The organism is Candidatus Uabimicrobium helgolandensis (assembly GCF_041508025.1).
Classification (GTDB): Bacteria; Planctomycetota; Uabimicrobiia; order Uabimicrobiales; family Uabimicrobiaceae; genus Uabimicrobium; species Uabimicrobium helgolandensis.
On sequence record NZ_CP165719.1, the window covers coordinates 3,140,273 to 3,160,850 of the forward strand.

The following is a 20,578-nucleotide window of genomic DNA, read 5'->3' on the forward strand; positions in this document are numbered from 1 at the left end:
GTGATTAGTGTAGCTGCTCACAATCATAAATGGGAATGCTCAGAATCATAGCGTTTTTGTGCTCAAATTATAGCGCGATTTCAAAAACGCTATGCTCACATTACAGGTTCACTATGGGGTACCGCCAGGATTTCGCAGCAATCCTGGCGGTACCCCATAAAACTTGCAATGGGTTCTTGGTCATGTTGACGCTCCTTCAAAATGGTTGTTTTATTATATGGGTGAAATTAAACATTTAGGGCAGATCAGTCACGAGAATTTGAAAATCCTTATTTTTGTTGACTGAAAAAGAGCTTTTTATGGCAAATACTTTTAAACCAAAAAGGTTTTTAAACAGTATCAAATATTTATACTCTTAATCGTAAATTTACGTTAAGAGTATAAATGCCAGTATCTAAGGCTATTTTATTGTAAATAGCACGGCTACGAAAAATAACCAGCGTGACTGTTTTACTCTAAATGTTTAATTTCACCCTATATCCATTTTTTCAAAAGTGTCAGATTAAATCATAACTAATTCAAGTTATTTCTCTGAGCTATATTTTAACCCCCACCTTTTGTTACATGCGCCCGTCTGGCACCAACAATTCCAAACTACCAGTAGATAGTACACTTATTCAACAACAACTTTATTACCTCTTTTTTTTTATTGCTTATGCTATTTCCACGTAAATTAATTCTCGATAGTTTAGTAAGCTGATTTATTTTAGAAGGTAACATATTTATTCTATTATTACTTAAATCTAGGGTAATAAGCTTTTTAAGCTTGCCTATCTCAGGTGGTAATTCATTTATTTTATTACCACCTAGATTAAAATGATTCAAATTCTCAAGTTGTCCTATCTCGGGTGGTAATTCATTTATTTGACAGTCACTTATTGCAAGCACTTGGATTTTTTTGAGATATTTAATTTTCGAAGGAAGTATCTTTATCTTATTCATGCTCACAGTCAAAGAAATAAGGTTTTTAAGATTGAATATTTCAACTGGTAATGTCTGTACCCTATTAAACATAAAACTAAGTTTAGATAAGTTTTTCAATTGTTCTATTTCTCGCGGAATTTTTGCTATTTTGTTATGATCGATATCTAGTATCGAAAGTTTTTTTAACTCGCAAATTTCTAACGGAAATACGCTAATTTGATTCTTTTGTAAATTTAGAGTAGAAAGATTTTGCAAACTTACAATTTCCATGGGAAGCGTTACTATTTTATTACCAACTAAACGTAGATGAGTCAAACTTTTCAGATAAAATATATCTTGAGGTAATTGAGTAATACCAGCCTCAGATAGATTCAAAAAAGTAATTCCTTTTAAAAATATTAAATATTCAAAGTCCTGTTTGGTAAATTTCACAGATTTCCACTGATTAATACTCCAAATAACAGGTTCTTGTTCAAATGTAGAGTTTTTTGTATTAAAAAAAGTTACAGTACTATATATTTTCAGGGAATTAATGGAAAATGCACGAATTTGGCATTTTCCTGTTGTATATTTTTTTAAAATAGATTTTTTCGCTGCAAAAAGTATTATTATTGTAATAATAAAAAAAACGATACAGCAAGAAAGAAAAAATATACACAACTTTACTATCCGATTCTTATTCACTTTGCTCTCCTACCTCCTCCAGAAGATGCTCGAACTGTAATTTCCCAGTTCGTACTGGGATTTTTAGCTGCAGATATAACTCGTGCTGCACGGTAATCTTGATTATATATTTCCCATGTTCCAGCATCTGGGTTTCGAAAATCTAAAGAATGTCGTAAATCCATGAATGCTAACTTCCCAAATTGATGTGGATCTTTATATGAGTTAGGATCAAGGTCAATAGTTTCCGCTGCCGCATGAGATATTTCATGAAATATAGAATCTAATTTAGTATTTTCATTTGTGTTTAGAAAAAAGTTCATATTTCTAGGGCCAGGTATTTTACTTTTAGGAGAAACATTAACCTCTATTGAATCATAAAATTCCATTCCAAAAGCATTACTTACTCTAACTCTTCGTGCAAATACCCCTTGTCCTAACATACTCTTGCCCAAGGTTAATTTTTCAGTTTTACTATTTAATTCTTTTGACATTTTTTGTAAAATGTTTTCCAAAAAAGTTAGTTGGTTATATAACTCTTTTGCACAAGGATCAGTTGCGCCAACCCTAGCAAGATATATTTTTTCTCGTTCTATACTTGGAAGTAAGAACGTATCAATTCTTGTTTTTGTTTTCGCAAAATAATCTTTAATCGTCTTCTTTTCTACAGCAGTCCAAGCCCCATTCCAAATTATTTTATACAGACCAAAAGGGTCTAAATGATTGTAAGAACTTCCTCCAAAAGCTTCATAAAGCCCGAAGCTATCGATATATCCCAATGGATCGCGCTGCAAAAACCTACCAAGCTCTTGATTGTAAAACCGATTTCGAAAATACATAAGCGAAGTCTCTTCATCTATTCTTCGCCCTTGAAAACCATAAACTACACTCTCAAAATCACCGAATTCCTCAAGTTCTCCAGCGTCATCGACAACATACGGTACGCCATAGCTACTGTATTCCAACGCCAGTGCAATATCACCAACATCGTTCGTCAAAGCAACAACGTCCCCGCGCGCGTTTTCGTGAAAATATAGCTCTTCGAATTCTCCTGTATTCTCGTCGTTAAAAACCCGCATTTGGAGGTGTTCATCTATTCCAACTATCGCGTTGCAATTTTCGTTTTAAAAAAACAAATGTAGAAAAAATAAGGCTCAGCGAGTTTTACTTCGCGAGCCTTTTCCTGATTTCTCAACTTTTTTTTGCGTAGATGAACGTCTTGGATTTATGCTTAATTTATGTCGATTTTGTCTCTAGGATGAGCTTTTACGTATTGCTTTCTAAGTAAGACGTTATCGACGCTTAAGTATCTTTGCGTTGTGGCTAAATTCTGATGCCCTAGTAATCGTTGTATGTAGACTATGTTTAGCTCTTGTTGTAATAAATGTGTCGCACAGCTGTGTCTTAGAGCGTGTATGGAAATTCCTGGTATTTTTGTTTTTTCTCTTAGGCGTTTCATTAGTCTGTCTATGTAGGATGCGCTTATTCTTCCTCCTGCTTTTCCTATGAAGAGAGCTGGGCATTTTTCTTTTTTTATTAGCTTTGCTCTTGCTTTAGCTAGGTATTTTCTTAGCCAAGCTACGGCTGTGGCGATTAGTGGTAGTATTCTTTGTTTGTTGCCTTTGCCGTGTTTTATGATTATTCTTCTACTCTCTAGGTCTATGTCTTCGGTGTTTAGTTGTATTAGTTCGTTGATTCTTATGGCTGTTGCGTAAGATAATTCTACTATGCATCTGTTTTGTATGCCATAAAAATCTTCTGTTGTGATTTGGTTTATTATTGTTGCTATTTGTTGCTTAGTTAGTGCTCTATTTTTTATTGTTGTTGTGGTTGTTATTTTTATTTTGTCGATGGGAGAGCTTATTAGATGGTTGTTTTCTATGCACCATTTGAAAAACGATTTTAGGTAGTAGTATTCTATTTCTTTTGTTGCTTGGGATTTAAAATTGTTTGTGAAGTATTTTGTCATTACCTTTTTTGTTAGCTTTTGTAATGTAGTTATTTTGTGGTTTTGCTTCATATAATTTACGAACCTTGTTATCCAGTTTAGGATTTTTTTTAGAGAGAGTTTGGTTCTTTTGCCTTGGGATCGTTGTTCTAAGGCCCATTTTTCTAGTTTTCGCTGCATTCCATGTCCTCCCGTGGATGATGTTTGTCTATTGCTTTTGTTAGGTCGGAGATGTCTATGTGGGTGTAGATTTGTGTTGATGATAGTGAGGTATGTCCTAGTATTTGTTGGATCACTCTTATGTTTGCTTTTCCTTTTAACAGATGAGTGGCACAACTGTGGCGAAGTCCGTGGCAGTGGCCTTCTATTCCTAGCATTTTGAAGTATTTTGCTATGATGTAATGCATGCGGTAGCCGCGCATTGGGCCGCCTTTGTCGCCTACTATTAGGAAGTCGTGGGTTTTTTGTTTTACTAGTTTTGGCCTAATGTTTTTTAAGTATTTTTTTAGTATGTTGGTGATTTTTTTACCTAGTGGAACCCAGCGTTGTTTGTTTCCTTTGCCTTTATTTATAAAGAGTTGCCTTTCTTTTAGATAGCAGTCCTTTATTGTTACATGTTCTAATTCTTGGCGACGTATTCCGGTGGCGTAGAATGTTTCCATGATCACTCTGTCGCGGTAGCCTTTTAGGGTTTTGATGTCGGGAGCTTTTAGTAGCTTTTTTATTTGTTGTTTACTTAGTACTCCCTTTGGTAGTTTTTTGGGGATTTTGGGTAGTACTACTATTTCAGCATAGTTACGTACTGTATAGTTTTGTTCGCTGCAATAGTTAAAGAACGATTTTAGGCAGGTTAGGTTTTGGCATCTGGTGCTTGTTGCTAGGTTTTTTCCTGTTTTACCGATGTATTCAGCTTGTAAGTAATGTTGGTAATTGCTTATTGTTTTTTTGTTGATATCACTTACTTCCTCAATGCCTTGTTGTTTGGTGTATTCTTGGAATCTTTTCATCGACGATTTGTATGAGAGTATTGTTCTTTTGGAGAAGCTTTTTACTTGGCATTCTATTAAAAAGTCTACGACTGCATCGTTTATACTTATCATTTTTTTCCCTTTTTTGTTGGTTGTGAGGTATAGGGGTATCTCTCGGGAGAAATTCTTTCCACTTTTTTTTAGTGAGTAGAGTGGTCGTTTTGAAATGCCACTTCCAGTCCGACTACTCTACTACTTATCTGTAACCCTTGTAGTTTCTAACGAAAAGTAGAAATCACCACTTTTCTACCACTTGGTTATTTTGAGTAGAATTGTGTGCTAGGGGTATCTCTCGGGAGAAATTCTTTCCACTTTTTTTTAGCGGGTAGAGTCGCCGTTTTGAAATGCCACTTCCAGTCCGACTACTCTACTACTTATCTATAACCCTTGTAATTTCTAGCAAAAAGTAGAAACTACTAGTTTTCTACCACTTGGCTTTCTTGTGTCGTTTCGACAGTGTTTTGTAATTTGTCAGGTGGTATTAGCCAGGTCATTGGGTTACCTTCGTCGGGAACTTGGTAGTTACGTTGATACTTGTGCGTCGCGCCTTTTTGCATACTTCCTACTACTAACAGGTATTCCATCTCTACTAATCTCGGTAGATAGCTTTTTATTTGATGGATTTGCCACTTCATCGTGCGCACGATCTCTGAGCGCGTAAAGATGACATCTGTTTTTAGTTTTCGCTCTGCTGTGGCTCTGTGATCTACGTAATCGTTGATTCCTTTTAGAAGTTCGTGGTGTTTGTCGGTTAGGTCACTTACCGATGGTCTTAGTACCAAAGGTGCTAGTTTGTAGGCGATTTCGTAGTCTTCCAGTTCTGAGACCACGACTAGGTCGTTTTTTTCTACATAAGTTTTGCGTTGGTATTGATGTAAGTAAGCTATTGTTGACAGTAACCACAAGAATTTCTGGTGGTCGCGTCTCGTTCTACACCAGGTTATGGGAAAGGTTAAATGATTGACATAGGGGATGTCTACTAGGCATGGTTTTAGCAATTTTTGCGCTACTTTGTGGCGCTGGATTACCTCTTTTGATTGGCGCTGTTTTTCTCGGCCCTCGGCGGTGAAGCATTGGCGCTGTGCTTGGTGAATGCGCTTGTTTTGTTGTGGTGAGTCATCGAGATATAGTGTTAAACAGCGGTTTTCATTTTCAGGGTGGATATTTACGTCTGTCGTCGATTCCATATAGCTTATCGGGCCGTGTAGTTCTTTGATTACGGTGCGAATCTCGCCGTCTACTTCTCGTGATGGCACCGCTTTTCTTAGTATTCCGCGCGATAATAATGTTCTGATGCTGTAATCCGCATCTTCACTTCCTTTTCTTTCATCGATAATTACTAGCTTGTGTTGGATTTTGTCGGTGGTCATATAATAGAGTGCTTGTTTGGATATTTCAGATAAATACAGCGCATCTTCGTCGGGCATTAACTTGGCTGTTGCGTCCATCAAGGCGCTTTTTCCTCCGGCTGAGGTAGCGCGAATTATTAGTGGTATTGGATTACTCAGTTTGCGTGATGACGCTGATAAATAGGCTATCTGCTTCGCTTCTTTCTCGCCGATATAGCCTATCAAATCGTAGTCGTAGGGAATTGTTTCGAAAAAGCCTTTGCTTGCCAGCCACTGTTGTGCTTGTTTACGTTCCTTAGCTGTGTAAGTGGTAACGTATTCCTCCATCGACGCCGATTTGCCCAACGCTTCGCCTGGTAGTTTTCTTAGGTAAAGCAGTATTTGTTCGAGCTCGTTTTCTACTTGCGCGCTTGCCACATCAAAACGTCGTGCGGCGCTGTTGGCAAAGCTTGCCCTTGCTTGGCTGCGGAATAGATCTAGCTTATCTGTATGTGAGTTATTGTTGTGGGTTGCGATTATTAAAACGCGCATCGCTCCTCGTTCGCGTGCGATAAGTTCTATCTCGTAATCCAAACAGCCTGTTGCCCTGCCTTGGCGTTTGCTCCACTGAATTTGCAAGTTACTCCCAGCGTTTTGTTTTTGTGGTGGGATGTTTTCTTTTTTTACCAGTGGTTTGGCTTTTTCTAGTAAAGAGGAAAAAATCTCAGCGGTTTTGGGTTTGCCGTATTTTACCAACAGTTCATTGGCATCTTTAATTCCCTCTGGAAACTCGATGCGCATAACTTCTATCGAAAAAGCTTGCAGCTTTTGTTGTAGATTTATGCAAGCTTTATTGCCGCAAGAATCATTGTCGAAGGCTAGATATACTCTTCGAATTTGGTGTTTTACTAGCTGATCTATTAGCAAGTTTGGGATATTTGAAGCAGAGAAAATACAACTAACGTTTTCAAAACCAAGCGTCCACAGCGAAAGAGCGTCGATCACACCTTCGGTCAAAATCACTTCGCTCACTGCCTTAAAAACAGTAGCGTTGAACAAACCAGAAAAATTGCCTTTGCAAAATTGATGTTTACCGCTTGTTTTTGTTTGCTGTATTCTTCTGCCGTAGATACTAACAACATTACCCTCAGCGTCCCACAATGGCACTGTTAGTGAGCGATAAAAACGGCATTTTTCGTTGCCGTTTATGATACCAACTTCGCTTAAAGTGGTGACATGTTCTGGTTGTAGTAGTTGATTAATCGCGCCATCGTCATAGCCGATAGAAAAATATTGCGCCATGTTGCCATCGAATATTCCTCTGTCACGTAAGAAAGTTTGCGCTTGCTGGTTTTGTTGTAGGGTTTGCTCGAAGATATTTACGCAGCGTTTTATTAATTGTGATTTGCTTATTGTACGAAAAACGGTTGCTTTTTGAGCTAGAGGAATTGGATCTAGTAGGTTTAGTGCTTCTTTGAATGAGCAGTTTTTGTATTGTTGCACGAAACTAATTACATCACCGTTTTTACTGCAACCAAAACAATTGAATACGCCTTTTTTATCGTTGACGCTAAACGAAGGAGTTTTGTCTTCGTGGTCTGGAAACGGGCAGCGGCATAGTATTGCGTTTCCTGTTTTTTTGAATGACGCATTTGTGTACTTTGTTACGATGTCGCTTATTTTGTTTTGTTGTTTGGTTTTTTGTATGCGTTCTTTGTTACTTGATCGAATTGGGATGTTTGTTTTTGGAATTGAGATTGGAGTTGGTTTTGTTTCGAGGTTTGGCTTTGTTGTTGGTTGTGTCTTAGCTGTTTTTTCTTTTGCTAGGTTTTCAATATAAGCAATTGCTTTCCAATCAGAAATACCGAGTGTAAGTTTGACCAGCTTTATTGTGTGGCCTTTTTGTTTGCAGGATTTGCATTTGAATTCGTGTTTACCGATTGTTAACGTATCTCGTTGTTTGCATTTTGGACAGAGAGCTTTGCTATCTCTTTGTAATTGTAAGCGTTTCACTAGTTCGTTAATCGAAAAAGCTGTTAACGCCACCTGACGACGTTTTTCACGGACTACAGCAGCTTTATTTACTGAACTTTTTGTTGCTTTTTTCGCTTGTGTTTTGTATACTTTCTTCGTCTCTGACATATCTCTATCTCCCTATTTTTCGTTGTCTACGGGATTCGAATATTATGTCACGAAGGAAGTTGAGTTTGTTACGCAGTTCTGCTACATTTGCTAAAGCTTCTTGTTTGTAGTACGACTTTGTTAACTCACTTAGATTTTCTCCTTGTAAGTTGAAAAGTATACTTTCTCTTCCTTCAAATGATACTTGTACGTCCTTTAGCTCGGCGTCTGATTCACTCAGAATATAGCCTCCTAGCCAAAGGTCGCTTGTATTTAATGTTTCTAACATTATACAGCTCCTTTTAGTGCCTTTTCTTTCTGGGGAGTCGCCAAACTTTAACCAGATTGAAAAGGTTATTTCTTGCTATTTAATTCAATTTTAAAACGATTTTTGGTTTAAATATTGAGTTTATTATAAATTTATTTACCTATTTGTCAATTTAAAATCGAAAAAAAAATTATAAAATGAATGAGGCGGGTATGAGTCAACTAAATCTAGGTAAATTAATAAAGCAGGCAAGAATAGATAAAAATATATCGCAAAAAGAATTGGCCGATGAGTTCGGAGTTACCTCTTCTGCAATTTCTGCTTGGGAAAGAAATAAAACTACACCGCCTGCTTATGTTTTGATAGAGCTAACTAAAAAATTAGAAATTGTAGATGAAATTTTTGGCAGGTCGAAAATGCAAAGGAAAAAAGATGAGATTGCGGACCTTTGGGAAGCAATTAAGGAAATTCGTGAAAAAGTAGGCATACAACATAACTAAGTATATAAAATAATAAAACAGACTGAATTTATACAAATTCAGTCTGTCACCAAAATTTCGACAGCCGCTTACGGTGGTTTGTAACCTATTCCTGCAAATCGATTACGAGGGACCTACCCTCATCTCTTACGCTGCTTGCAACGGCGCACTTTCGTCGATGCGCCAGCTATCATTGAGGGGGTTTTTCGTGTGCCATTTCAAGCGTTTATGGATTTCAGGAGCATAATTTTGAACCCATCTGTATATCGTTGTATGATCGACTTTGATTCCTCGTTCTTCAAGCATCTCTTCCAGTTCGCAGTAGCTAATACCGTATTTACAGTACCATCGCACTGCCCATAATATTATTTCACCTTGAAAGTGACGCCATTTAAAGTCGCTCATTATTGCTCCATTTATTTTTTATTGTGAATTATACAAAAAAACTTAAAATGAATGGAGAATTTATTTTTTGCAACAGCACCCTCCTAGAAAATAAAACCAATCTGAAAATAGATTCCCACACAACAGATACTCACGGCTACACTGAAATAATTTTCGCTCTATGTTATCTTCTTGGTTACTTTTTTATGCCTCGCATTAGATCTCAAAGACCAACAGCTTTATCGCACAAACAAGAATTTCGATTATGGTGTTTTCAATTCATTGCTCAACAAATTAGCTAATCTTTCCATTATCGAAGAGCAATGGGAACCAATGATACAAGTTGCAGTGTCTCTGAAATTGAAAACGGCACCTGCGCATGTTGTAGTACAGAGACTTACTGTGGTTCTCCATCAGACAGGTTATCCAAAGCTTTTACGAACTTAGGGCGCATTATAAAAACTCGATATATACTACGTTATTTGTCTGATTCAAATTTGAGAAAAACTGTGCAGTTGCAACTTAACAAAGGAGAATATCGCCATAAATTGCCGCGAAGAATATTTTTTGCTGATCAAGGTGAGTTTACTACTGGTGATTACGAGGCCATTATAAATAAAGCAAGCTGTTTAAGTCTTGTTTCAAATGTTATTCTCTATTGGAATACAATCAAAATTCATGACATTGTTCAAAAAATTAGAAAAAAAAGTGAGAACATTTCAGATGAAACTCTTTCGCATATTTCTTTATTGCCTTTTAAGCATGTAATTCCGAATGGCACTTACTTTATTGATGAATTTTAGTTACACAAACAGAAACCTACTGTCTCGGAACAAAATTTACTTCAAAAGCGTAGGTTTCTGTTCAAATGCTCCCGCTGGTCCTGATACAAAAACTTTTACAATTCCCAAAACACTTTATTAGTAAAATCTTCTGCGAAACTAATATTACAAATAAAAAAGCGCGCAATTTGATTTGCACGCTTTTTGTTAGTTCAAAAATTTAATACTAATACATATTTTTTTTAGAAATAGCCGCACTAAACCTAATGCGGTATTCCTTATAAGTGATTACAAAATAAATTCTTATAGTTGCCCGACGCTGAGTCTGACACTAGAATTCACAGCTTAACGTCCCTCCAATAAGCGTAAACCTAAAATATTAGATAAAGCACTGCATTCTTTAATTTTGGCGACGGTTTTTTCTACTTCATAATTTACTCTTCGCCAAATAATTAAATCATTTGAAAATATAGTATAACAAGCTCTAGCATCGCCATCTTGAGGACGTCCAACTGAGCCAACACTTATGACGGTTTTTAAATTATTTAGATTATATTTATTGTTTATTTTTAATGCTAATTTTCCAACATTCTCTTCTGTAAAAAACCATGAACAACCATTACCTCCAATGAATAAGGTTTTCTCAAAATATGAGAAAAATCCTGGCAGCTCATCTCGATGTAAAATGTTTTTCAATATAATAGGTTTATATTCTTCCCCTCTTGGATCCGTATGTGCAGCAGTAAAACGGTCTTCTCTGTAAATATTCTCTAAACTTAATAGCCAATTCCAACAGTCTGGATTTGCTTGTAATTGCGATCGAGTCCAGTCAATCATTTCTTTGCCATGTGCATTAAATTTTCCATTAGCATACTTTTTTTCAAAAATAGAATATTCAATGTGTCCATGAAGACAAACGTTTGAAATTCTCTTTAATATTTTTACACACGGTAGCGGATCAGGTCCATAACCTAATAAATTACCTAAGCAAAAGATTTTTTGCACATCTTGTTTCTTTATATCTTCTATAACAGCATTCAAAGCTTCTAGGTTAGCACTAACATCACTAAGAACTGCATATCGAAAATGTTTCATATTTGCTTATCCTTGTTTGTATAAACATAATATCTGACATGGAGCGACCGATCTAACTTTTACTAAAAACTTATTCATAATTGCATCTTGCTGTGTTTTTTATAAGTAGATATTACACTTTCCCTATGTGTCTATAAAAGTAGGACACCTTTTTTTCTAAATTAAGCTAACAAATTTACTCTGAAGGCCTTATTGAAAAAGACTTTTCTTACCAAAAGTTTCCATCTCTTGAGCTTGCAGATGAAGCTCCGATCAATTCTTAGCTTAATTTCAAAAATTAAGGTCGCACGTTTTATTGGCAACTACCGTTGTACGATCTTATATTTAAAGCTATTCTCTATTTTTATTATCTTTTTACTTATGTAGAACTTAAGTTGCAACTTCTGGAAATGGCGAACATTCAGAATATCACAACAATATACCAAGTGCAATAAAGTGCGATTCTAACCGCCAATATCGCACTTTATTTTTTTTCAAATCACTTATTTCGGATTAAGCTGACGAATTACTGGCATCTTACCCTTTACAAAGCTAAAAACTTGCGTATGATAGTCAGAATAATCATGGTTGAAAATACTCCAACTTTCCATATGCTCTCCTCCAACGCCGCCAACCTCATGTAGCATGTCAAATAAAGCATCTGCTTGTGGATGGTCCTTATCGTATATAAAATCAATATCACTTCGAGTACCAGGACCTTTACCTGATGGTAATTCAGGATTATGAGTGTTACGTCCTTTTCCTGTAGCTCGACTTCCTCCAACTTCTATTCTAGTATTAAAATGGTCTGCTATTTTTTGTATATCAATAGCCTCTTGATGTGTTAATTTACCAAGTCCAACGACATCTGTATCCGCAAGAGATTTATATGCTTTTCCTGCATCACTAAAATTATCTAAAGGGCTAGCTAAACTAAATAATGCCCAACCAAATCCAGCATAAGCTATTAGGTTCATTGGATTATTGAATATAGATTGCGCGCCAGATCCAACATCCCGAACATCGGCAAATGGACTAATTTCAAATGCAAATTGTCCTGTTGTTTGAACTCCTTTTGCTCCTAAGGAGAACAGCCTATTTCCAGGAGTACCTATAGGCATTCCTGTGAGTGTATATCTCAATTCACAATTAGTATCTATTGTCTTTGGAAGGTTTGCAAATTTTAGCTCTTTAAGAATTTGTTTTATCATTTCTGCTCGTCGAGTTAACTGGTTACGAGCATCTATCTTAGCCTGAGCTTCGCGTCTTTCTTTGTTCCTAAAAGCTTGTGTTGTTTGAAGTATACTATGATCTAAACCGTAAGGATCACTATAATTAAATGGATTTCCACCAAAAGCCTCATAAAGCCCGTAACTGTCAACATAACCCAGCGGATCTCGTTGCAACCAACGCCCTGCTTCAGGATTATAAAACCTATTACGAAAGTACATAAGCGAAGTCTCTTCGTCTATTCTTCGCCCTTGAAAACCATAGACTACACTCTCAAAATCCGCAAATTCCTCCAGCTCTCCAGCATCATCGACAACATACGGTACGCCATAGCTACTGTATTCCAACGCCAGTGCAATATCACCAACATCGTTCGTCAAAGCAACAACGTCCCCGCGCGCGTTTTCATGAAAATAGAGTTCTTCGAATTCACTTGCATTCTCACCGTTAAAAACCCGCAATTGGAGGTGTTCATCTATTCCGTTGCCATCAACAAACTGGCGCGAAACAATTTCATCTCCAAGTTGCTGCCCAACTTCTCCGGTTTGCTGTCTTTGTTCGATTACTCGCCAATCGCTATAAAAGAAATTACGTCGAATATCTCGAGTAACAATTTCGCCAGGATCACAACCAATACGGGCAACATTTGAAATGCGTGTTTCCTCTAGCAATCCAAAAAACTTGCCATTTGCCAAACGCGTTTTAATAGTTGGGTCAATAGCAATATTTCCAGTAACGTTTTTCACTTTTTGTTGTTCAACACCGTTTACAAATAATTTTACGGTTTGTCCATCATAAATACCAGCGAGATGTACCCAAGTGCGTAGCGGAATTTCAATATCTCCACGAACTCTTGTTCTTGTTGTAGTCCCATCTAGATTTACAGTGTCTATAACAAATACTGGTTTACGCGAATTTCTGTTTATCTTTAAACGGTAACTCTGTCTACGTTTTACTAATGCTCCACCCAATTCATCCTCTTGTTCTGGAGTTGTTGGATCGAGAAAAACGAATGTTTCTACAGTCAATTGATCTTGGATATTGTCTATTGGACTCGATGATGGCACAGTCAAGCGTTTGCCATTAAAACGCAAAGATCTGGTGTTAAATAATCCATCATCACGACTGGTGTTTCTAGTTTTAGTTATATCTAAACCATTACCAGAACTATCGACGATTGGTCCTGTTTCATTGTTGTAGTGGTACAAAAGAAGTGTATTTGCGTCAGGCGTTAGTTCACCTTGATCCTCGTTACACTCTCCCGCAGTTTTCGTTTGGAAGTTCTTTTCAATGCGACGATTTGAGTAATCGTATTTGTATGTAGCGATTACACTGTTGTCTTCTTTACTTCTTATTTCGATTATTCTGTTTAATGCGTCATAAGCAAAGAGCCTTTCACCATCGTCTGCTAGATTTCCATTATCATCATGAACAAAGGTAACTCCATTGAACGAATTATATTCATTCATATTGTTGACAGATTGCGTTTGTTGTGTTCCGTCAACAGCTGTATTCGCCCAGTTGCCAACACCATCTAATTGCCAGTCTTGGGTTTGGGTTGCTGTTCCATTTATCGCGTCATTTCCAGCAGCAAGAGTTCCACGTTTGAAATCTACTACACGATAAAGCGAATCGAGCTCGTATAACTCACTAAACTGTGGGTTTTTCAAGTTTACTTTATGCTCTTTGAAGTTGACACGGTTGTAACCATAAGCATAACCAGTGATAAGCTCATTGCTACCGTTTCTTAAGTGGCGCATTTGTGCTAATCGTGGTAGATTGTCGTAACCGATATTCGCGTCACCAGTGTCGTTGAGCGTCGTGAGTCTTGTATTGTTCTTGTATACGCGTTCTAAAACGCGACTACCAATGTAATCAAACGAGGCAATTGTCGTTGAATCTTCTTCGTTAATTGAAATAAGACGGTCAATTTTATCATAATTGTAGCTGATTTTACGATTATTTGGATAGATACATTCGGCGAGATCACCTTCTTCGCGCCAGTTCATCGATATCACTTTGCCGTTTTGCGTTTCTTCTAACATGCGGCTCAGGGAATCGTAGTTGCGTGTTACGGTGCTGTCATCATTTGTATCACTTGGATTATTATTGTCGATTGCGACTATAAGTCTCGATAAGCCATCATACTCAAATGTTTGTTGCGTTGTGCCCCCAATATTACTAACTACAGAACGCGCTATGTTTTTTTCTAAAACGCGATTTATACCATCGTAAATGTAAGAACAGACATTACCATTATTATCAGTGTGGCTAGTAACATTGTGGTCTTTACTGTAGGTGTTTGTTGTAAATTTTCCATCAGCAAATATTGTTTTTATTTGACGATTGAGGCTATCATATTCGTAACTTGTCGTGTTGAGATTATCGTCCTGAACAGAAATCAAACGAGAATTATCATCCCAAATATTTGTTTCCGTTATCTTACCGTCAATATTACTTGGGTTACTTACATCAAGAGGATTTCCACCTTGACCATCAACAGCAAGTTCTTTTATTGTTTGTATTGTACGTCCAATACCATCCTGAATAAACTCGTTGATATTGCCTAAGTCATTAATATTTCCAGAAAACAATCCTAATGGATCAGCAATTTCTGGCCCTTGAGAATCCGCTACTTTTATGAGCATATTTCGGCTATCATAAAACAAATAACTGGTTTGCCCGATATTATCTGTTACCCGAATTTTACGGTTTAGAGAATCAAAAACGCTAATGGTTGTAAAACTTTCAGGTATAATGCGACCTGCAGAGTTGACTTCAGTTGTGGTTATTCTAATTGGATTGTTACTCTTATCGTACTCGGTCTGAACAATATTATTTTCAGAGTCTTCCGCGCGAATGGCACGGCTTGCGCCATCGTATTCTATCTTACTTATCTCTTGCGCGTTATTTGGACTTGCTGAAGTCGCAAAAGTTGTTCGCGAGTTGCGATCATAATCGATAAAACTTGTTATGCGCCCATCTCCTGGGTTTGCGTCATCTTCGTTGAGAACTGCTGCTCTTTGTAGATTAATTCCTTCAGAGATGAATAATTCGCTTTCTGTCTTGAAAACGCGAGATAGCTCATCGTGAAAAATATGAGAACGACTTAAGAGAACATTACCTGTGGTGTCATTTCCCGTACGGCTTGCACCGCCAACAAGACCAAAAGTTGATGTTTCAATTACATTTGATGCAGGATCATACTTCTGGTCGGTAACATTTCCAACAGAATCAACGCTACGGACACTTCGGTCGAACCCATCATAAATAATGATTGTTTTCTCATTTTCTCCATCACCGTCGGTATCTTCTGCATCAATTACTTCAACAATATTTCCGTTCAAATCATAATTGGAAGTTACGATGCTCTCTTCAGTAGTTCCAGGCGATTGAATTACTCGATGAATAAGATCGCGCTCATCATATTCTGTTCGTTTTATATTATTTGGGTCTATTCCAGAAGCAGCTAACGGACTTCTTATTTCTACAAGATTGTCATTTTCATCATAAACCATCTCTGTAGTAAGTATTTTGGTATTATCAACCCTTTGTGTTGTACTTATTGGATTATCGAGAATATCATAAGTTGTTGTTGTTTCTATGAAATCTGGTAAATCAGGATTGTTACCATCACGGTACTCAACTTCTGTTCTAACAACATTGTTGTTTTCGTCATAAAACAATCTACTTTTATAAGCAAACGCCACTAAGTTCGGCTCTACTGCTTCGCTAATATCCGTTGCTGCAACAGCTTCAACTAATTGATTTAGCTCATTATATATAAATTGCGATTTTATACCTCGTGGGTCAATCACAAAAGTTTTATTACCTACGCGATCATAACCGAATTTTGTAGATAGTTTTGTAGGGGCTACATTGCCGCGATACCTCGAAGAATGAGCGCTATCGACAATCACTTCTCTCAGGTAACCACCTTGTGGATCAAATTGTTCATCTAAATGATTTAGTCCATCAAGAATATCAGCACCATCACCATCAGGATCATTTGCTGGATAGTAAAAATATTCTGTTATTTCTCCTTCTGCTGTTTCTGTTTTTAAAATTTGTCCAAATTTTCCGTATGAGATACGCGTTTCGATAACTTGTGTTGCGCTTCCTTCTACAGAGGCTTGTAAGCTATTGTCTAACAATTTCACATTCGGAGATTTTGTTACAATGATATTGCCACAAATATTAAATAAATTGTCTTCGTTAATATCCCCTAAACCTAGCTTGTCTTCAATTGATGAGATATCAATAGCAAATGTTTCGGTGATTTCACGCAAGGTAAAACCGCATCCACATCCTGGTGTGTCCAAGTCACCTTCAAAATAATCAGGAATTAAGGTTGTTTTATATCTGTCTGGGGTTACCGCTCCTCCATTTGCCGGTATAAAGCCTGAAGTTAGTGACCTTTGTTCTGTTTGGCTAATGACTTGATTGAAAATCGGTTCATACTCCATTGCGACTTTCAAAAACTGTTGATCACCACCTCGTGCATCTGGAAAATGAGTCACAGATATAACATTACCACGCTGAAAAATATTTGCGGCATTTTCGTCATATTCGGTAACTATTCGTCCACCTTCGGGTCTTATTTCTTCTATTTGTAATCCAGAATCGTTGTATTTGTAAGTGGTGACAAATTCTTGTGGATCACCTTGTCGTATTCCACGCGTTTTTACTTGTTTTTTGATTAAATTTTTAGCGATGTTATATGAGAGTAAGACTTCATTTCCGCGACGATCAATTGTCGTTACAACTTCGCGAGGTAAATCCAAATTAGAAAGATCAACACCTTCATTCACAATTTCTCTTGAATAAAAAATTGTTCCACCTGCAACAACTCCACTTGCATTTGTTCCGCCCCATTCTTGCCTGAATATACGATCCTCGGCATCATAGAAGTTTTTGATTTTTGCAATATTGGAATTTACTTCATTCGGAGAAATAATCTCCACAAGATTATGATTTAAAGTATCATCTTCAAAACCTGAAGAGTATACATACTCTGTTAATTTGCCATTTGGAAAATCATTACCATTTGGTGTTGTAGTTACAATTGGCGATCTTGTTGAAATCAATTGTCCCAAATTATTATACTCAAAAACAATTTCGCGATTGATAAAGTCGCGTATTTTTACAATACGATTGTTTTCATATTCGTATGTAATTGGACGAGATAACGAATCGAACACTGTATCTAAAAGCCCTTCTGAGCTGTAAGTAAAAGTAAGTGCGTTTCCACATTTATTTTTAATTTCAGCTAAATGTCCAGCTTCGTTAGACGAACTATCAAGAGGAAAAAACTTACATACGGTTCCATTTGCTTCTCTAAGTAACAAAAATCCTTCTTCATTTTCAATCATAAGATTAAAATGAGTTGCTGGGGAAATAATGGAACCTGCGGCAATTACTGGATATTCATCTCCGCGACTACCTCTATATAAAATAACACTGCCAGGATTCTCTGGATGCAAAACGACACGCATATTATAATTGTGGTCCCAATTTTTACCTAAAGAACTGTCAAAATTTATTCTCGATCTATAAGTTCTTTCAAATTTATATGAAATTCCGCGTCCTGCTATTTCTAAATCTACAGCTGTTAAGGTGAATTCCAAGTTATTTAGATTTACAGGATCTCCTTGATCTTCTCCTACTAATGCTGTTTGAACTTTTCCACCATCTTCGCCACTGCAAGGACAAATATCACATATGTTGTTACTCGGATTACCACTTGTAGGTAGTATGCTACCGTCAATTTTTATTTCACTAATTGTCGGATTGTTAAAAGGTATCTCTTTTGTGACAGGATCACCATCATTTTCTCTTTGAATATCGCGATCATCTCCTTCAGAATTAGGATTAAATTCTGCTCTAAAAAAACGCGGAACATCCCCAACTCCTTCTATCAAACCTTGTAATACAATTTTTCCATCTTCTACGCGCGCAATCGCTGAACTAATACCCTGCCAATCATTATTAACAAAATCAATTGTTATATCAAGAGGACCGCGAATTTGACTGCTACTATCAAATGTAAAAGAAGTTACTGCGGTAAGCGAAGTGCTTGCTGAACCGCTAAGATTGAATATTTGGTCTTTGGTTGTTATAAAATCCGCATTTTCTGGAGTATCATCGCTAATATTAATCGTTTCTTCCAAGACTATTTCATCGTTAACATCCAAGAATTCAAATTTCCATTCACCCGTTAAATTCCGACGATTATAAACACCACAAAATCGTTTTTGAACACTAAGATGTTCAAAATTATTGGGATTCACAAAAATCAAAGGGAGATCTGAAACATAAGAAAATCGTCCCTCTATTTGAAAACTGCTGTAACCAAGAAAAGGAATTGTTGCCAATGGACTTCTTTGAGTAAGAGGAGAACCATTAAAAGTGAGATTTGTACCCAAAGGTTCAAAAGAAAGTGAACTTCCTAAACCTCCTGAAAAAGAATTTACGCTTAGTGTATTAAGATTTGTTTCTATATCATAAGTAAATTGTAAGTCATTTCTAGAAATTGTTACTCCGGGATCTGAGGGGTTCGGAGTTGAAAATCGAAAAATTTCCCCCCAATTTTCTCCTGATTCTTGTACTTGTAATTTTCCAGGAAAAAATTTAAGATTCATCGTATTACTAGCAAAAAGAGTTTCATTTGTTACAGTCGTTGTTATAGAACCGTCAGGATTGGTTGTTCTCCTTCTTATTTCAACTTCTCCTTGAACTAACAAATTAACAACAACACTCTGTCCCGATAAAGGCAAATCTTGAGCAAAAGACTCCGATAAAACATAATCAAAGCTCGCTCTTGACTGTAAAAAGGAACCTCCCACTTCATTTCCAGTAAAAGCAGATAATTGACCATTGGACATAGAAGCAGATAAAATGGCAAATTCAACTGTATAAGACTCATCAGGCTGCTCATTCGTTAAAAGGAGTTCCCACTCCACAGAACATATGCCATTTAAACCTATTGGAGATACAACATGCTGATGATCTTGAGTTAGAACATCAAGTAATAAGTCAACAGCGTATAAATTTATGCTTGTAATTAAGTATAAAACCAAATACAAATACTTATTTTTGTTCACTTTTGCTCTCTTTCTTTAAATCATCAACTTTATTTTTAAAAATCGCATCCAACTTAATTGCTTGTTCAAAGTATAATTTTGCTTTAGGAGGCCATATTTTCATTTGGGTTTTTCCACACTCAAAGTAATATTCTGCATTTTTGGGCTGTAATTTTATAGCAGTTTCATATTCTATTCTGGCCATGTCATATGACTTTTTATTGTAGTATGCTTTCCCTTTCAAAGCATGATGTTTTGCAACTTCAATTTTATCATTTTGATTTTTGATTTTATGATTAATATCTATTTGATATTTGGACTTTCGCTGCTTTATCGCTTCTGGATTTTTATTTTTTATTTTCAGAAATCTAATTTGCATTTCGATATATTTTTTATCGCTGCGATTTGGATCTTTTTTTAGCATTCTCTGTAAATGTAGTATTGCATTTTTGTAATCTTTGCTTGCTTTATATTGTTTTAAAGTCGCATATCCAGAGTTTATGCTTACTGTGCCTTTTGTTTTGGTTTCTGTTTGTAAATTCGAAACTTCTTTACTGTGTCTTTTTACTGAAATATCACTCGATACCTTATTTTTTTTCTGTTCAAACTCAAAGTGCAATCCCCATAAATAGAAAGACTCTGCTACAATTAAAATTGCTAAGACTGCACAAGTGTATTTTGTAATCACTGGCTATTCCTTAACTTTTTTATCCACAATTCGATTATCTTTTTTTGCGGGTGTTTATTGTTGAGTTCTATTGTTTTTTGTAGATGACGCAATGCTTTTTGTTGTGTGCTTTTGTTTTGCATATATGACTGTGCCAGTGTGAAATGCGCATCTGCATCTTCTGGAGTTTTTTGTAACTTTGTTTCAAGTTTTTTTACTTCGTTTTCATGTTCTTGTTTGTTGTATTTGGTTTTGGACTTGTTTGTACCTTTTGGATATTTTGTTTTATTTTCTGCCATTAATTGTTGATCAACAACTTTGATTTTTTCTTTATAAATAAAAATTAAAGTCGTTAAAACAACATAAATTAACAGCAGAGCTCCAAGAAGTAATCTCCATAAAATTTTGTTATCGCTTTTCATACCACTCCTGTTGTTAAATTAGTAAATAAAAATATTCTGTAGAATATAGTATCTATACATAGATACTCTCCAAAATAGAAAAACGGCAATAAATAATATTTTGCAAAATTTATCCCACTATATTTTAGCATAAGTTTCGACAAAATAGGTTTTGCAAGTTTACGGTTTTGTTATTCTG

General features: G+C 36.3%; 12 protein-coding genes and 2 pseudogenes. 3 read left to right on the forward strand and 11 right to left on the reverse strand.

The annotated features are described in order from the left end of the window. Nucleotides 1–594: 594 nt before the first annotated feature. The 6 genes from UABHE_RS11400 to UABHE_RS11425 form a co-directional block, all read right to left on the reverse strand. Nucleotides 595–1,608, reverse strand: coding sequence for a leucine-rich repeat domain-containing protein (locus tag UABHE_RS11400; protein WP_372370407.1), 1,014 nt, complete (start codon nucleotides 1,606–1,608; stop codon nucleotides 595–597). Next, nucleotides 1,605–2,666, reverse strand: a complete 1,062-nt coding sequence (locus tag UABHE_RS11405) for an RHS repeat domain-containing protein (RefSeq protein ID WP_372370408.1) — start codon at nucleotides 2,664–2,666, stop codon at nucleotides 1,605–1,607. Before UABHE_RS11405 ends, UABHE_RS11400 begins: the two co-directional genes overlap by 4 nt. A gap of 152 nt (nucleotides 2,667–2,818) precedes the next feature. Next, nucleotides 2,819–3,715, reverse strand: coding sequence for a tyrosine-type recombinase/integrase (locus UABHE_RS11410; protein WP_372370409.1), 897 nt, complete (start codon nucleotides 3,713–3,715; stop codon nucleotides 2,819–2,821). Next, nucleotides 3,700–4,635 carry a tyrosine-type recombinase/integrase gene (locus tag UABHE_RS11415; RefSeq protein WP_372370410.1) on the reverse strand — a complete coding sequence of 312 codons (936 nt, stop codon included), beginning with the start codon at nucleotides 4,633–4,635 and terminating at the stop codon, nucleotides 3,700–3,702. Before UABHE_RS11415 ends, UABHE_RS11410 begins: the two co-directional genes overlap by 16 nt. A gap of 344 nt (nucleotides 4,636–4,979) precedes the next feature. Then, nucleotides 4,980–8,033: a CHC2 zinc finger domain-containing protein gene (locus UABHE_RS11420; RefSeq protein ID WP_372370411.1), complete on the reverse strand. Its 3,054-nt coding sequence runs from the start codon at nucleotides 8,031–8,033 to the stop codon at nucleotides 4,980–4,982. Between the two features lie 4 nt (nucleotides 8,034–8,037). Continuing rightward, nucleotides 8,038–8,301 (reverse strand): hypothetical protein, encoded by a 264-nt coding sequence (locus tag UABHE_RS11425; RefSeq protein WP_372370412.1) that lies wholly within the window; start codon nucleotides 8,299–8,301, stop codon nucleotides 8,038–8,040. A 191-nt stretch (nucleotides 8,302–8,492) separates the two neighbouring features. Here UABHE_RS11425 and UABHE_RS11430 point away from each other — a divergent pair, with 191 nt between their 5' ends. Next, entirely contained in the window at nucleotides 8,493–8,780 is a 288-nt protein-coding gene (locus UABHE_RS11430; protein ID WP_372370413.1) for a helix-turn-helix domain-containing protein, read from the forward strand. 147 nt (nucleotides 8,781–8,927) lie between these two features. On the opposite strand, the pseudogene UABHE_RS11435 reads toward UABHE_RS11430, so the two are convergent. Further along, nucleotides 8,928–9,164: pseudogene (locus UABHE_RS11435) on the reverse strand (IS6 family transposase); the annotation flags it as partial. A 47-nt stretch (nucleotides 9,165–9,211) separates the two neighbouring features. Between UABHE_RS11435 and UABHE_RS11440 the strand changes: the two are divergent. Together UABHE_RS11440 and UABHE_RS11445 are read left to right on the forward strand one after the other, a co-directional pair. Beyond that, nucleotides 9,212–9,590 (forward strand): annotated as a pseudogene (locus UABHE_RS11440) (Tn3 family transposase). Then, nucleotides 9,503–9,946 (forward strand): Tn3 family transposase, encoded by a 444-nt coding sequence (locus tag UABHE_RS11445; RefSeq protein WP_372371604.1) that lies wholly within the window; start codon nucleotides 9,503–9,505, stop codon nucleotides 9,944–9,946. Before UABHE_RS11440 ends, UABHE_RS11445 begins: the two are co-directional and overlap by 88 nt. A 324-nt stretch (nucleotides 9,947–10,270) precedes the next feature. On the opposite strand, the gene UABHE_RS11450 is transcribed toward UABHE_RS11445, so the two are convergent. From UABHE_RS11450 to UABHE_RS11465, 4 genes are all read right to left on the reverse strand, one after another. Further along, a complete protein-coding gene (locus UABHE_RS11450) occupies nucleotides 10,271–11,020 on the reverse strand; it encodes a metallophosphoesterase (RefSeq protein ID WP_372370414.1) in 750 nt (249 codons plus the stop codon). Between the two features lie 482 nt (nucleotides 11,021–11,502). Then, the gene (locus tag UABHE_RS11455) at nucleotides 11,503–19,332 is read right to left on the reverse strand and encodes an RHS repeat-associated core domain-containing protein (RefSeq protein ID WP_372370415.1); all 7,830 of its coding nucleotides are present in this window, start codon (nucleotides 19,330–19,332) and stop codon (nucleotides 11,503–11,505) included. Further along, nucleotides 19,319–19,999 carry a tetratricopeptide repeat protein gene (locus UABHE_RS11460; protein ID WP_372370416.1) on the reverse strand — a complete coding sequence of 227 codons (681 nt, stop codon included), beginning with the start codon at nucleotides 19,997–19,999 and terminating at the stop codon, nucleotides 19,319–19,321. The genes UABHE_RS11455 and UABHE_RS11460 overlap by 14 nt, the downstream gene beginning before the upstream one ends. Continuing rightward, nucleotides 19,996–20,400: a tetratricopeptide repeat protein gene (locus tag UABHE_RS11465; protein ID WP_372370417.1), complete on the reverse strand. Its 405-nt coding sequence runs from the start codon at nucleotides 20,398–20,400 to the stop codon at nucleotides 19,996–19,998. Before UABHE_RS11465 ends, UABHE_RS11460 begins: the two co-directional genes overlap by 4 nt. Nucleotides 20,401–20,578: the final 178 nt, after the last annotated feature.